Here is a 15524-nt window from a genome sequence, read left to right on the forward strand (position 1 = left end):
ATGTCTCGTACATAAGTTATCCTGTTTTATTCTCACTCTGTGAACCAAACACTACCCTGGTTGCTTCTATAAAAGATAACATCATTGGTGAAAGCCACTTGTCTTTATGCCACAACATCTGTGTATATACCTGCAAGTCCGGAATTTGCCAAGGGAGGACAACAAGTTCTCCGCGTTCAACTTCAGATTCCGCGACGATCTCAGGAAGAAAGGCAATACCTATTCCTGAAATTGCACATTGTTTAATGGCTTCAGCACTTTGAAACTCTAAATATGTAATGCTATCAATGCCCTCTTTCTCAAATGACCGATCAAACATCGTTCGATAGGGACAACCCTTCTCATTTGTCAGGAACACTTCATCATGAAAATCTTCCAATTGCAGCACAGTTCGTTTGGCGAGTGGGTGATCTGGAGCAGCTAACAATCGGAAATGTTCTTCCAGCAAAGGTTCCACGGAAAGTCCACTCGAGCGAATGGGTTCATCCAACATATAAACAATATCCGTGGTTCCCTCAAAGAGCGTTTGCTTGAGCTCTTGATTCGGAACTGAGCGGAAAATTAGGCGAACTCCCGGATGCTGCGAACGAAACCGTTGGAAGACAGGTGGGAGCCGGTAGGAGCAAATAACCTCATTTGCACTTATCGTTAAGGTACCACTTAGTTTTTCATTATCATGGACAGCACTACGAGCTTCGTCCATTTTTTCAAGAACGCCTTGGGCGTGTGTTAAAAAGCGTTTACCCGCAGTTGTGAGCGCGAGTTGCTTGCCCAACCGATCAAATAGGCGAGCCCCTAGCTCATCTTCCAATGCTTTAATTTGCATCGTGACGTTGGAAGGAACGTAGCTCAGCACTTCCGCTGCCCGCGTGAAATTCAATGTTTTTGCAACCGTACAAAACGTATTCAGTTGACGCAATTCCATCCGATGATTCCCCCTTCATCTTTCAATTTTATTGAATACTATTATGAATTCTATTCACTTTTATTGAGAGTATCACAGCTCTATACTGAGTACAAGAGATCACAGTGAACCTGTGGTGTTTCATTTTGAAGGGAGCAATTATACGATGGATTATGAAATTTTTAACTTGGGTGATGTCATCTTACAATCAGGAATGACGTTACCAAACGCTTATCTCGCTTATCAAACTTACGGAAAATTAAATGAACAGAAAGATAATGTTATTGTCTATCCAACGGCTTTTGGTGATCAGCATGTTCAGAATGAATGGCTCATTGGCAGTGGGATGGCACTGGATCCAGAGAAATATTTTATTATCGTTCCCAATTTGCTGGGCAATGGACTCTCTTCCTCTCCCAGTAACACGCCTCCTCCATTCGATCGCGCTAACTTTCCACAGGTAACCATCTATGACAACGTACGTTTCCAGCACCAACTGCTGACCGAAAAATTCGGTATTGAAAAGATTGTTCTCGTCGTCGGGTGGTCGATGGGTGGTATTCAGGCATTTCAATGGGGGGCAAGTTACCCGGAGATGGTTGAACGAATCGCACCTTTCGGAGGCATCGCCAAACCTTGGCCACACACATTTGTGGTCCTGGAAGGCGTGAAAGCTTCGCTGCTATCTGCAGTCGGCTTCGACTCAAGTAAATTAAACCAACTAAGTTCTACAGACATGCGTGCCGTTGGTCGGGTCTATGCAGGATGGGGACTATCACATGCGTTTTATAGAGAAGAGCTATACCGTGAGATGGGATTTGACACACTGGAGGATTTTGTAGCTGGTGTCTGGGAAAATAGCTTTATGAATATGGATCCGCATAATGTTCTGGCCATGTTATGGACAGGCCAACATGCTGATATCAGTGCAAATCCCTCCTATAACGGAGACTTTGATAAAGCACTTCAGAGCATAAAAGCTTATGCCTGTATCATGCCGGGAAGCACGGATCTCTTCTGCACTGCGGACGATAATGAATACGAAGTTAAGCGTATACCTAATGCTGTCTTGAAACCAATCCAATCGATCTGGGGCCATTTTGCCGGTCGTGGAATCAACAGTGCCGATAATCAATTTATTGATGAGAATCTAAAACACTTGTTGTCACTTAGCACTAATGAATAGATCGTCACTTGCATGGGAATTCAGTGAAGAGAAGCGTTGATCTTTCAGAGGGAGAGCTCCCCCAGCAGTGGTGTTGTTGAGTGATGATGTAGAAATTAAGCAACCAGCAATAATGAAGTTGAGGACCTTATCCGATGTTTCTTTTGCATCCTCTGCCAGTCTCATTTCTATGTCTTTCATCTTTAATTCCACCGGATAACTCACTCTGGTTGGCATTACAAACACACCTCCAAGATGATCTTGAAGGTGTGTTTGATTAATACATATTCCTAATGATTATAACTACAATTAAGTAAGTACAGTCATCGCCTCTCTTGTGAATGGAACCAGATCATCAGTACGTCCTTCTTGAATTTTCTTAACCCATTCAGGGTCGACTAGAAGAGCACGGCCTACAGCAACCAGATCAAACTCATCATTCTGAAGTCGTTGTACCAATCCCTCGATACCGACGTTACCTGCGCCTTTACCTTCTGTGAACAGACTTGTAAAGTCACCATCAAGACCAATCGATCCAACAGTGATTGTCGGTTTACCAGTCAGTTTTTTGGTCCATCCAGCAAAATTCAGATCAGACCCTTCGAATTCCGGCTCCCAGAAACGGCGTGTGGAACAGTGGAAGATATCGACTCCAGCTTGAACCAACGGTGCGAGAAGCTGCTCCAGTAATTCCGGTGTTTCAGCCAATTTAGCCTGATAATCATCTGTCTTCCACTGAGATAAACGCAGTACAATCGGGAATTCCGATCCCACTACTTTACGGCAAGCCTCAATCACTTCAACTGCAAAACGTGTGCGAGCCATCATATCTCCACCATAACGATCGGTACGAGAGTTGGTTTTCTCATACAGGAATTGGTCGATCAGATAGCCGTGTGCTCCATGGATTTCAACACCATCGAACCCAACGCGTTTCGCTTCTGAGGCTGCTTGTGCGAATTCCTGAACGATTGTAGCAATCTCAGCTTCCGAATAATCATTAACATGACCTTTGGCTCCCATATGCCAGATCTGTGGAATAATTCGACCGCCAGCTTCATGTACTTCAGATACAACATGTGCCCAACCATTCATCGCAGCTTCGCCATAAAAGTGAGGCACATTGGCTTGATTGGATGCATCCGGATGATTAATTATTGTCCCTTCTGTCACAATAAGCCCCACTGCGTTCTCTGCTCTACGGCGGTAATAGCCCGCAACATTCGAACCCGGGATACCGTCCGGAGAAAATTGACGCGTCATCGGCGCCATCACGATTCGATTGGATAACTTCAAGTGACCTAACTCTATAGGTTGGAACAATGCTTCTACGGATTGAGAATAATTCATAATAACCTCCACATATTTCGTTTTATATAAATTGACCTAGGGGATGTTAAACAGCAACCAGCCTGGTTAACAGCTAGACGTTATTTCCAAATGAATCAATACACGATTTTTATCGAAAAGCCCCACCTCCTTCAAGGTTTCGTGGTGTATTAATCCGCCTTTAATTATTTTTGACTTCGTAGTCAAGAATTTCACAAAAAAAAGATCAAGACATGATCATGCCAAATGAAGTACGCAGAACCGTCTCGATCTGTTCACGGGATGAACCTGATTTCTCCATAACTCTCACACCAAGAATGGTGTTATTTAGATAAGATGCAAGCTCTATACTCGTATACCGGTTGGAAATTAACTGTTGATTCTGGCCACTACTTATGATCTTCTCTAATACCAGTTGAATCTCTTCTGCCATGAGCTCAGCTTCTAGTGTGACCTGCTCGTCATCTGTTCCGAATTCGAGTGATGCATTCACAATTAGACACCCTTGGCAGCTAGTTTCATCGTCTAAAAGGGAATATCGTAAGGTATTCAGTTTATCAACGGGAGACGAATCCAGGGCTTCAATCTGTTTCAGTTTCGCTATAACCTGTTCACGGTAAAGTGCCAGCGCCTTCAGGAACAACGATCGCTTGTCTTTAAAAACACAGTACAAACTTTGCTTTTTGACTCCTGTAGTACGCGTAAGGTCCTCATAAGAAGTTGCTTTGAAGCCTTGATTCCAGAACACTTCCATAGACTGGTGTAATACACGATCGACATCAAATTCTCTTGGTCTGCTCATGGGATTAATGTATCAGTTTTTGACCATGTAGTCAAGAACTGATCATTTTACATCTAATCTCTACGGTATTTTCCTGCAGGTCCATTGAATGCGGTCTAACTCTTCCGGTAAGCAACCTTGTGAAAAGCATTAATATAACGAAACAGTGCTTCACCATCATCAGGCACATGCGTACTTGTATCCAGCGGCAGCATCATTGCCTGATACGGCTCTGGCACCATTCTATATTGATGGACATAGGAGGTTAGGATGAACCCGTTGCGTTGCCAGAACTGAATGCGCTCCTGATGAGCCTCCGTTGTCCCGAACTCCGCCTCGATAATCATACCTTTGATCCGGTGCTCCCTTAACGCCCAGGCTCTGAGCTGCTCTAGCATCCAGGTCCCTATGCCCCACCCACGCAACTTCTGTTCAACCGCGAGGTAATCGATGATCAGGATGCGCTCCGCAACCATCCCCTCCAGTCCAGTAACAGCCATCGCAACCACTTCTCCATGATGCACGCCTGTGTGTAAATAACCAATCTTCCGGTCCAGCATACTGCGCAGAATCGCTTTTGTCTTAGCGCCGCTTTGAAAAGCCTCATGATAGATGCGCTCCATCCGCGCCCACAATGCTTCATCCCACTCCTCTGTAGTCGTAAACTCTAATTCCAGCATCTCATTCGCCTCCAGCTTTAATTCAGATTTATCGTGATTCAAGACATGTAAGAGATATTCCTTCCGGTTTAATGGATTATGATCGTATCTTGTGCATGAAGGCACTTCACCATCGAAGGGCTGATAGCCATAAAATCCGGGCGGGTTCGACCTCTTTTTTCTGCGATTCTGAAGACTGTAGCATGTCTTTAATCTTAAAAGTTTATGTTTTTATCGTTCGCATACCTGGCGTATATTCACAAAATTCATCTACCCTGCCCATTAACGTAATGAAGGCTGCCGGCTAACACAGGCAGCTTCATTTTCGTCGTTTATTCAATTATAGTTTCTACGTTAGCGTAATAAAGCATTAACTTTTAATATCTTCTTTAGCCTTTTGTCTATATCGAATTATGGAAAGAGGTAAATTAACTACTCCAAGAATAAAAGAAGAGCTAATAGATATCCATTGAGATATTGAAGGATAATTTGGTTTTCCGTCTCCTACAGGTCCTATTTTGGGTTGGTGGCTATCCCACAAAACATATAAGAGACCAACAGCAGGTAACAATATGCAAATTACACTTGCAACTATATGTAACACATACTTGTTCAATCCTACCCCTCCATTTATTGTATTCATGTCTTGAACTCTGTTTATATTATAACGTTATCTAAAACGGGAAATTACACTAACTTACTCCTTAGTTTAACAAAAAAAATTCTCCTTTAAGATATTTCCTAAAATAGTTTTCAATAACTGATGGAAAATTTGCCGCTAAGGATTGTTGTTCATATCGACCAAATAAAAAATTCTTCTAATAACTCGACATAATTCTCTTCCAGTTGATTTACTTTGCTATACGATGAAATAAATACTTTCCTATTATCAGATGAAAGATGCAAATTTGAGAATTGTTAGTTGTGGTGTAACAAGGCTTGGAGGTTAGTACTCGCCTCAATCGGAACATAAATGTATGCGGAAACCGTCGATAAGCTTGACTTCATTCGCTGCGAACTTAATCCCATCACATCAAACTTTGGTGCAGTTGGACCTACTATCATGGGGTTAATGAGTTATGAATTATAAAACAAAGAAAGCAGCTGATCACTTGGGTCAGCTGCTTTCTTATTGTTATAGAAGGTTTTATACATCGTTAAGAGGCATGTAACAAACGAAGATGATACAAGTGTTTATTTATTGCAAAGATTTTTTCGTTTGTTTTCTTTTAGATAGAGAGTTATCAAGCAACGTTGTTACGATGCCAATCACAAGGGCAAGCGCACCGATCCATGGGATGTAGTTCAACAAACTGTGGTTGACAGCAATACCCCCGATACCAGCTCCGGCAGCCATTCCAACTTGTCCAATCGCGCTATGCAAACTAAGTACAATACCTGAAGCAGCGGGAGCGAGACTTATAAGCTGAAATTGGATCGGCGTACCTGAGGACCAGGCTGCTATTGCCCAGAAAATAAGTAATATATATAGAAGAAATATGGATTGGCCTATAAGCGGGAACAACAGTAATGCAGTGGCGTGGAGTATCATTCCACCAGCTAGGGTACGGAATGTACCCCATTTATCTGTACTGAGTCCTCCTATTTTGGAACCAATAGCACTAGCGATACCAAATATAAACAGGGCTACCGTTACACCTTGATCACTCATGCTAAATATATCAAGGAGATACGGTGAAATGTACGTAAATAAAATGGAATATGAGCCTAACCACACGAACGTAATCAGTAACGCTGCTGCGATACGCGGTTGCATGATGAATTTAAACTGATCACGCAAAGGAACAACTTCTTCAGCAACTACTTTGGGTATGATCAGCAGCGCTAGGAATAAGAGAATAAGTCCTATTACTCCAAGACCAATAAATATGATGTTCCAATCATAATGGGAAGCTACAACCCTGCCTATGGGTACACCGATAACTAATGCCGTACTATTTCCCATAATAACAGTAGCAATTGAACTGCCTTGCTTTCCTGGAGCAGCCAAAACCGCAGCAAGAGTAAGGAGCGTAACCTGAATAACACCGGCACTAAGTGCTGAAATAATTCTAGCTACGATAAGCATCTCATATCCTGTTATCGTTGCAATTAAAATGTTAATAACAGAGAATACAGTTAATGCATAAACTAAGAGTTTTTTTCGATCTAATTTAGATGTGAAAGCAATTAAAAAAGGAGTACCTACGCCAAATGCTATAGAGAACACTGTAATTAGCTGTCCAGCAGAAGAAACTGAAATGTTGCTAGATTCAGCAATTTTGTCTAGGATCCCGGCAATAACATATTCTGATGCGCCATTAAGAAAACTAATTACAGCTAATAAATATATTTTCCACATATTTTTCAACAATTTCACCTTCTTATTTCTGTATTTCTAGAAAAATAGATTAATTAACTATTCACTAAAATAAATATTCTACATTCACTCATCTGGGACAAAACCATTTTCTATATATGCCCCTTCTATTGAATTAGTAGCTAAAGACCTTCCCATATTAAAACATCCGCTAATCGAATGGTTAGACTCATTTGTGTGTTCCACCTTTCAGTGTTAACTCCGTAAGAGATTTCTCCATATTCAGAGTAATCCTACTTATCCGTCTGTAATACATTTTGTTTTGCAAAACTTATGTTACTTTTATTATTCAAATAAATATATACATTTTGGCATTTTAGTTTGAATTAACATGAGATCACATTTGTTACTCAAAAGTAACGCAGTGTTTTTTAATATTATGTAGAAAGAACAATTTTTTTTGGTTTTACTATGCAGCACCATGACAAAAACGGCAGCGTTCCAGAAATAACTTGGAATCACTGCCGCTATTAATAACACCAAATTAGGCTTTGACTGTGTACATCAATTCTTTTTCATTAATTGTGGTACGCCCAGCCGATTGGACATCGGTATATTGAACCATGTTCGTAATAATGACCGGGGTAATCATATTGTAACCCGCTTTTTCGATCTCTTCACGGTCAAATTCTATCAATAGATCACCTACGGATACTTTTGCTCCTGCCTGAATCTTGGGCGAGAAAAATTGGCCTTTCAGCTTTACCGTATCAATCCCGATGTGAATCAGCATCTCTGCGCCAAGATCACTTACGAGACCAATAGCGTGACCACTCTTAGAAACAGAGAATACTGTGCCGTTAACTGGGGAAACTGCACGTCCTTCTGAAGGTTGAATGGCAAATCCTTTACCCATCATTTCTTCTGAAAAAGCAGGATCTGGAACCAGGCTAAGTGGCTTAACTTCCCCACTCATAGGGCTGAATATTTGTTCATCCTGTAATTTAGTGTCTTCAGCTACTACAGGTATAGTTGCAGACGTTGCTGATAGTGCAGGTACCTCTTCCTGGAAGCCCAGAAAATAAGTAATTATGCTAGCTACAACGAATGCAATTAAAGCAGCAATCAGTGCAAAGAGCAGGTTGCTAATGTCTGGACCGACATATGAGGCAGCTCCCGGAAGACCTACAGTGCTAATGAAATAGGCTTTAATAGAAAAGGTTCCCAGAAACGCCCCAGCGACTGCGCCCCCAATGAGCGCTGCAATAAATGGTTTTTTGAATTTCATGTTAATTCCGTACATGGCAGGCTCCGTAATTCCCATAAGAGCGGTCAGTCCTGTAGAATATGAAAGTGATTTGGTTTGGGTGTTTTTAGACTTAAAGCCCACACCAAATGCAGCACCACCCTGGGCCATATTAGCTGCGAACATTAACGGAACGATAAAATCGTAACCAAGTGTTGCAATCGAACCAACTGCAAGCGGCAACAGTGCATAATGCATGCCTGTAATAATCAGCACAGACATTGTGCCACCAATCAAGATACTTGCCAAAATGGATGCGTTATCAAATAACCATCTGATACCCCCAGATAAACCGTTTCCAATAACGCCACCCAGTGGCCCGATCGCGATCAAGGTTAGTGGTACCATGATGAGTAACGTAACAGTTGGTACAACAATCAGTTTCAGTGAAGAATGAGTGATGCGGTCAATCGCTCTCTCCACGTAAGCAGCGATCCAGATTGCAATGACGATGGGAATAACCGATGATGCATAGGATGTGGCAATAACCGTAATGCCTGCAAACGAAGTATTACCCTCTTGAAGCAACGCTGTAATGGTTGGATGCATGAGACCAGCCGCTAGTGCAGCACCTACATAAACATTGCTCCCCATTTTCTTCGCAGCACTAATGGCCAGAATAATAGGCAGGAAGTAGAATGCGCCATCGCCAACCGCAGACAAAATGATATAGGTTGAACTTGTATTTGTCATCCAACCAAGAGCCACCAGAATGGACACGATCCCTTTAATCATACCTGCGCCAGCAATTGCTGGCAGGATTGGCGTGAACATGCCCGAGATGAAATCAAATAATGCGCTGATCGGATTTCTTTGTTTCTTTCCACCTTTTGGAGCACTCTCTCCGTTAGGCTTCATGCTCATATTGTTCACTAGTGCTTTGTACACTTCGGAAACTTCATTGCCAATAATCACCTGAAACTGTCCACCGTTTTCCGTTACACCCATAACGCCAGGTGTGTTTTTTAACGTTGTTCTGTCTGCTAGATTGTTATCGTTTAGATTGAATCTGAGTCGAGTCATACAGTGCGTAACTTGATCGATATTCTCTTCCCCACCAACCAGTTTGAGAATATCTTTGGACAATTGTTGTTTATCCATGATGTAAGGCTCCTTCGACGTATATTAAGGTAGTAAAGCTAAATTTTTGAGGATGGCAAAACAAACTCATTATGTTTTCATATGACAGCTATTGTGACATTCTTAAGCAGACTAAGGAAGCTCAACAAGCTTGAAACTGGAACTAGTTAAGGGTAGGTTGGTTTATTCGTTGCCACCTTCGTTCTCTGACCATGGACGCGTTAGCCAGTTATAATGGAAGTGCGAAACATATGTTATAACGTCATGTTACTCAGAACAGAGAAGAAAATATATATTGTTTAAGTGTTTAGTTTCCTTTGACACGAAATGATTTTTGTAACAAAAATGTAACGTGTTGTTTTTTGAAAACAGGTAATGTATACTGCCTAAGCAGGTTACCTATTATTTTTATTATGGTCTAAGGGAGTGCATATCCATGTTCACCAGTGAACAAATCTCATCCTATAATGAATTGGAGCTATCTTTATATAATTATATTTCTCAGAACATGGAAAAAGTGGCGTACATGCGGATTAGAGAGCTGGCCGATGAAACTCATGTATCTACAGCCACCATTATGCGATTTTGCAGAAAGAATCAATGTGAGGGATTTTCGGAATTCAAAGTAAAACTTAAAATGCTCGTTTCCCAAAAAGATAAACTAACGAAGCAGGAGTTAAAAAGTCCACATCATGCTGTGTATGAGTTTTTTGAACGTTCTCAATCTCCTGAATTGGAGGAGAACATTCGGACGGCAGCAAAGTTAATTGCTAATGCCAGTAGCGTTATTTTTATTGGTATCGGGAGCTCCGGAATAATAGGCGAGTATGGAGCCCGATTTTTTTCAAATCTAGGGATCTGTTCCGTGTACATAAAAGATCCTCATTACCCCATCCATACCAGAATTCAAAAAGACAGTGTTACGATTGCATTATCTACGCGAGGTGAAAACCCGTTTGTACTACCTTATCTCCAACGGATCAAGCAGGAGAAAAATAAAATTGTGGCGATAACGAACGATCGCCAATCCACCATGGCTAAAATATCAGATGTAAGTATCCCTTATTATGTAAAAGAAGAGTATTACGAATCCACGAACATCACCACTCAGGTTCCTGTTACTTTCCTGTTGGAATGGCTGGGACGAGAGGTTTTCAAGGAAATGGTAAATACAGAATTAGAGCTATGAGAGAGAACTCGATCTTTTTATAAATACGCACCAGAAAGAGAGCCTTCTAGGCTCTCTTTTCAGTCTTTATGACTCTCTATGGGATGACTACGTTAGATGCTTTCCATTACTTTTTTCCCTCGTGTTGCTGCAATTTGCGTCATAATCATTAGGATGATGATTACAATCATTCCAATCATAGCAGGTGTGAAACTATTGGAAGCATCATGAATCCAACCCAGCAATATTGGACCCATCGCTCCAATAACATACCCGGCAGATTGCTGCATCGCTGACCAGGAAGTTGCATCGTTCACATTGGTTGTAGAATCAATCGGTAACATCAGGTTTAAAGTGAACAAGCCCCCTGCTCCAACTCCAAAGAGTACAACGGAAACCATCGGTATGAAATTCATCATCAATAAAATCAAACCAACAATCATGAACAGAGATTCACCAACCATCCATACTCTTCTTGAGGGAAAGTTCTTCAATAATACAGGAAGTATAAAGCTAATCGGGATTTGGATTACAACAAATATGGTCAGACAAAGCGTTGCATAGGATTTGCTATACCCCATTTCCTGAATCATTAACGGGAGCCACGCTGTAAAAGAATAAAACAACATAGCCATTAATCCAAATGAAAGCGTAAGCGTCCATGCGCTTCTATTTCCCCAAGGAAGTTTAATTTGCGGACGTTCTTTTATTTCACTCACATGAACAGATTCAGACCGCGGCTTCACCATGATCCACCAAACGATCGCTGCCACAAAGGCAATTAATGCCCACCCTCCTACCGCTGTCTGCCAAGAATTGAAGTATGCCTCTAAGGGAATGGATACCATTGAACTAACTGCAGCCCCTACAGTGATCGCAATACTATAGAGTGCAATCATAGATGGAACATGATCGGGAAAATATTTTTTAATAAAACCTGAAGTTAACGGGCCAATCGAAGCGATCCCGATACCTACGATTAATGCAGATAAAAGTAAAACGAACGTAGACTGTGTAAATAGCCGAGTGCCTATTCCGATTCCCACCACAATCAGGGAATATCCAATGATTCGTTCTATTCCCCATCTCCCACTTGCTTTGACGGCAAAAGGTGAAAATACGCCCATACATAGTACAGGTATAGAAGTTAGCAAACTGGCTAGTGCAGCGCTCATCCCCAGATCTTCCCGAATCGTATCTAGCAGCGGAGATATAGAATTAATAGCTGGGCGCAAATTCAATGTAGCAACAAATAATGCAATTATTAAAAACATTTTTTTTCTCATATTCTGCTCCCTAATCGTTCAAATATCAATATTAAATTAAGAAAGAGCCGCTGACTGGCGGCCCTTTCTTAATTTATTCTGTAGGCCTGTACGCTAATCTGTAATATACGTATTCCAACATCAGCACCTGTTGCTATTCACGAAACAAGCTGCTCCCGTTGCTCTGAATGATATCTTTATACCAGTGGAAGGATTTCTTACGATAGCGTTCCAATGTTCCTGAACCATCATCATGACGATCCACATAGATGAATCCGTACCGTTTTTTCATTTCTGCAGTTGTTGCACTAACCAAGTCAATACAACCCCATGTTGCATAGCCCATTAATTCAACACCATCTTGGATGGCTTCAGCGACTTGAAGCAAGTGCTCCTTCAAATAATTGATGCGATAATCATCAATAACTGTTTTGTGGCCATGCTCGTCCGTGATCAGTTCATCTACGGCTCCTAATCCATTTTCAACGATGAATAATGGTTTCTGATAACGATCATACATCGCATTCATGATGTACCTTAAGCCTTGGGGGTCGATCTGCCAACCCCAATCACTCGCGGCCAAGAGCGGATTTGGGACACCACCAATCAGGTTTCCTTCTCCTTTAATTTGCTTGGCAGGATCAGCCGTTTCACAACAACTTTGATAGTAGCTAAAGGAAATAAAGTCAACGGTGTTTTTCAATATTTCTTCGTCGCCAGGTTCAAAATGAATAGTAATCCCGTTATCTTTCAAATAACGTTTCATGTAGCCTGGGTAGTAACCACGCACATGGACATCCGTGAAACCTGTATTCTTATGATCAGCTTCCATCACTTTGATCATATCATTAGGGTCAGGAGTCAATGGGTAAATCGGCATAGCAATGACCATACAACCAATTTTGAAATCAGGGTTAATTTCATGCCCTATTTTAACCGCCAGAGCACTTGCAACAAACTCGTGGTGAACCGCTTGGTACAGATCCTGTTTGCTAAGTTGATCCGCATGCGTGTTAATCCCGCCGCCCACAAACGGGTGTTCCAGAATAGAATTAATCTCGTTAAATGTAAGCCAATACTTCACTTTGTCTTTATATCTGTCGAAAATGGCTCGCACATACCGTTCATAGAAACCGATCATTTTTCGATTCGCCCAGCCATCATATTCCCTAACGAGATGTAGAGGAGTCTCATAATGAGAGATCGTAACTAGAGGTTTAATTCCGTATTTCCGGCACTCGTCAAAAAGGTTGTCGTAAAATTGGAGGCCTTTTTCGTTTGGCTCAAGTTCATCCCCTTTGGGGAAGATTCTGGACCAGGCGATAGACGTGCGGAAAACTTTGAAACCCATTTCGGCAAGGAGTTTAATATCTTCTTTGTAGCGATGATAGAAGTCAATTGCGATTAACTTCATATTCTCCTCTGTTGGTTCTGTTGTTGGAGGTGTCTGAATGCCGTGTGGCATGATATCCGAAATGGATAGTCCTTTCCCGTCCTCTAGATATGCACCCTCAATTTGGTTCGCAGAGACGGAACCGCCCCACAAAAAACCATTAGGAAATTGAAATGTTTTACTCATTTGGTAAGCCCACCTTTCTTTTAAACCTTCAGCTGATCTGGACAAAAAACGAATCCCGCTTTATCGGTTTTTTTATCATGTATTTGTTTGCACAACTTATGCTACATAGATTAATTCATAAAATATATGTTATTTCGTATTTAGTTCAAGGTATCACAGATTCACATTTGTAACATAAAAGTAACACAGTGTTTCGAAGGATTGCTGCATGCTAGCTCGAGGGTAACTTTACTTTTAATAAGCGGAATGGCTCCGGTCAAACAGGGTGCAGCCTCCTCACTTGCGAGCACCGTCACCTCGTTATTCAATTGTACGGCCTCATTCAAACACGAAAGAAACCCAAGGTCTATGAATCACCTGGGTTTCTCGACTATTAGTTGTGGTGGTTGTACTCACCCCTACACACAGCTTTTAAGTTGTTTTATTAGCTCATCGCAGGCTGAAGAGTTTCCAGCAGTTTCTTAATCTCTTCATCATAGTCCAGTTGGAATAATGGAATTACCTCATCTAATTTTTGCTGGTACAAATCCGGATCCTGGATACCAAGCGTTGCTCGTAATTCCTTTTCTTCTTCTGAACCATTGTCGTTCAGAATCATGTCCAGCACATGACCTTTAAAATATTCACTTGGAGGAAGGATCAAAGCATTCATCAGGAATTGCATAAAAAAGAGATGGTTATCTTTTTCCTGATCCGCTTTTTTCATCGCTTGCTTCGTAAATAAGTTGATATATTTCTGAGCAAAATCCACTCCTTTCAGTTCATAAGGCCCACCATGTTCTACCCCTCTCCAACGAAGGTCAGCCACGGAACTAAGCCACCAAGCCGGATCGATGGCCTGCTGCATACGCAGCAATACGTTCCGTTCAAACTGCGGATCGGGATGCAAGCGCTGTGCTTCCAAACATTTTCCTATAGTCTCAGCTTCGATCGCAGCAACGGTGATGCCTTGTCCATGAATTGGATCAAAGCTGCAAAATGCATCACCAAGGACGAGTAAACCAGATGGCCAATCTTCCATGAGTTCAAAATGCTGACGAATAGACTCGGATATACGATATCCGCGCGGCCCTTGCACAGGCTCCAACCGTTCCATCAACTCCACAATTTTATCTGAAGCAAATAGATGCTTGAGTTGTTCTTGAAACTCCTCTGGCTGAGTTGAAGGATACTCCTCCCCTCCAGCATTGAAAAGAATGAGTCCAGCGATATCATCTTCAATGCGCGTAAATATGCCTGCACGAATACCTTGCTCAGGATCTGAATCAGACATCACGAATTCATTTGGAATAGAGGATTTTATTTTGTAATAACGAGTGCTATAACCAAGAGATACCTTTAGCACTTCTGGTTCTGGCACATTCAACCTTATTTTATCAAGCCACCTAATCAATTTGGAAGAACGTCCTGAGGCATCAATAACCATATCCGCTGGAAGTTGGTCTTCCCTTTTTTCACCGCTTCTTTCTTTGGTATAAATGCCTGTAACAGCATGCTGGTCTTCAGATACGATGAGTCCGGTAACTTCCATACTTGTTAAGAAGCTTATATGAGGGATATTTTGGATTCGTTTGCGCAGCACCCATTCCAGCAAAGCTCTGCTGCACGATGCAATTTTTAATGAAGAAGGATCCTCTTTGTTAACTAATGTACCGTATCGATTAGTAACTATAAGCTTCTCATCGTGTGAAGAGATCGCTCCCAATGCTATCAATTCGTCATTGTATCCTGGGAAATAATGTTCCATAATTAGCGCGCCGCGTGGTTGTACACGGTGTGGATGAAAAGATTGAGGCACACCCTGTCGGTTATTTGGCTCCGAAGGGAATTCATCCCTCTCAATCACACATATTTCCTCATAATAATCAGCTAACATTCTTGCAGTAATTAATCCAGCAATCCCTGCTCCGATCACCACAGCTTTTTTCATGTCAGACACCGAAGATTCATCCTTTCTAGAAATTAGAT

The 15524-nt window shown here is 41.7% G+C and carries 13 protein-coding genes; 2 read left to right on the forward strand and 11 right to left on the reverse strand.

Annotated elements, in window-relative coordinates:
* Positions 1–16: 16 nt before the first annotated feature.
* Entirely contained in the window at positions 17–925 is a 909-nt protein-coding gene (locus PAEAM_RS11170) for a LysR family transcriptional regulator (protein ID WP_100527534.1), read from the reverse strand.
* A gap of 145 nt (positions 926–1070) precedes the next feature.
* Between PAEAM_RS11170 and PAEAM_RS11175 the strand changes: the two genes are divergently transcribed.
* Positions 1071–2090, forward strand: coding sequence for an alpha/beta fold hydrolase (locus tag PAEAM_RS11175; RefSeq protein ID WP_100527535.1), 1020 nt, complete (start codon positions 1071–1073; stop codon positions 2088–2090).
* Here the strand turns inward: PAEAM_RS11175 and PAEAM_RS11180 are convergent.
* The 7 genes from PAEAM_RS11180 to PAEAM_RS11210 form a co-directional block, all read right to left on the reverse strand.
* Positions 2070–2306, reverse strand: a complete 237-nt coding sequence (locus tag PAEAM_RS11180; RefSeq protein WP_100527536.1) for a hypothetical protein — start codon at positions 2304–2306, stop codon at positions 2070–2072. The two genes, PAEAM_RS11175 and PAEAM_RS11180, sit on opposite strands and share 21 nt — an antisense overlap.
* 72 nt (positions 2307–2378) lie before the next feature.
* Positions 2379–3419, reverse strand: a complete 1041-nt coding sequence (locus tag PAEAM_RS11185; protein ID WP_207765561.1) for an NADH:flavin oxidoreductase — start codon at positions 3417–3419, stop codon at positions 2379–2381.
* A gap of 205 nt (positions 3420–3624) precedes the next feature.
* Entirely contained in the window at positions 3625–4200 is a 576-nt protein-coding gene (locus PAEAM_RS11190) for a TetR/AcrR family transcriptional regulator (protein ID WP_100527537.1), read from the reverse strand.
* A 95-nt stretch (positions 4201–4295) separates the two neighbouring features.
* A complete protein-coding gene (locus tag PAEAM_RS11195; RefSeq protein WP_100527672.1) occupies positions 4296–4859 on the reverse strand; it encodes a GNAT family N-acetyltransferase in 564 nt (187 codons plus the stop codon).
* 349 nt (positions 4860–5208) lie between these two features.
* Complete coding sequence (locus PAEAM_RS11200; RefSeq protein ID WP_100527538.1) at positions 5209–5454, reverse strand: hypothetical protein; 246 nt, start codon at positions 5452–5454, stop codon at positions 5209–5211.
* Positions 5455–6036: 582 nt separating this feature from the next.
* Positions 6037–7200, reverse strand: a complete 1164-nt coding sequence (locus PAEAM_RS11205) for an MFS transporter (RefSeq protein WP_243391328.1) — start codon at positions 7198–7200, stop codon at positions 6037–6039.
* 502 nt (positions 7201–7702) lie between these two features.
* Positions 7703–9565 (reverse strand): beta-glucoside-specific PTS transporter subunit IIABC, encoded by a 1863-nt coding sequence (locus tag PAEAM_RS11210; protein ID WP_100527540.1) that lies wholly within the window; start codon positions 9563–9565, stop codon positions 7703–7705.
* Positions 9566–9980: 415 nt separating this feature from the next.
* Between PAEAM_RS11210 and PAEAM_RS11215 the strand changes: the two genes are divergently transcribed.
* Positions 9981–10733, forward strand: coding sequence for a MurR/RpiR family transcriptional regulator (locus PAEAM_RS11215; protein ID WP_100527541.1), 753 nt, complete (start codon positions 9981–9983; stop codon positions 10731–10733).
* Positions 10734–10825: 92 nt separating this feature from the next.
* Here PAEAM_RS11215 and PAEAM_RS11220 read toward each other — a convergent pair whose 3' ends face one another.
* The 3 genes from PAEAM_RS11220 to PAEAM_RS11230 all read right to left on the reverse strand — a co-directional run bounded on the left by PAEAM_RS11220 (position 10826) and on the right by PAEAM_RS11230 (position 15486).
* Complete coding sequence (locus tag PAEAM_RS11220) at positions 10826–11998, reverse strand: MFS transporter (RefSeq protein ID WP_100527542.1); 1173 nt, start codon at positions 11996–11998, stop codon at positions 10826–10828.
* A gap of 133 nt (positions 11999–12131) precedes the next feature.
* Positions 12132–13556 (reverse strand): glycoside hydrolase family 1 protein, encoded by a 1425-nt coding sequence (locus tag PAEAM_RS11225; RefSeq protein ID WP_100527543.1) that lies wholly within the window; start codon positions 13554–13556, stop codon positions 12132–12134.
* A gap of 424 nt (positions 13557–13980) precedes the next feature.
* Positions 13981–15486, reverse strand: coding sequence for an FAD-dependent oxidoreductase (locus tag PAEAM_RS11230; RefSeq protein ID WP_165789893.1), 1506 nt, complete (start codon positions 15484–15486; stop codon positions 13981–13983).
* Between the last annotated feature and the right edge of the window lie 38 nt (positions 15487–15524).

The sequence above is a fragment of the Paenibacillus sp. GM1FR genome, from assembly GCF_002803315.1.
Classification (GTDB): domain Bacteria; phylum Bacillota; class Bacilli; order Paenibacillales; family Paenibacillaceae; genus Paenibacillus; species Paenibacillus amylolyticus.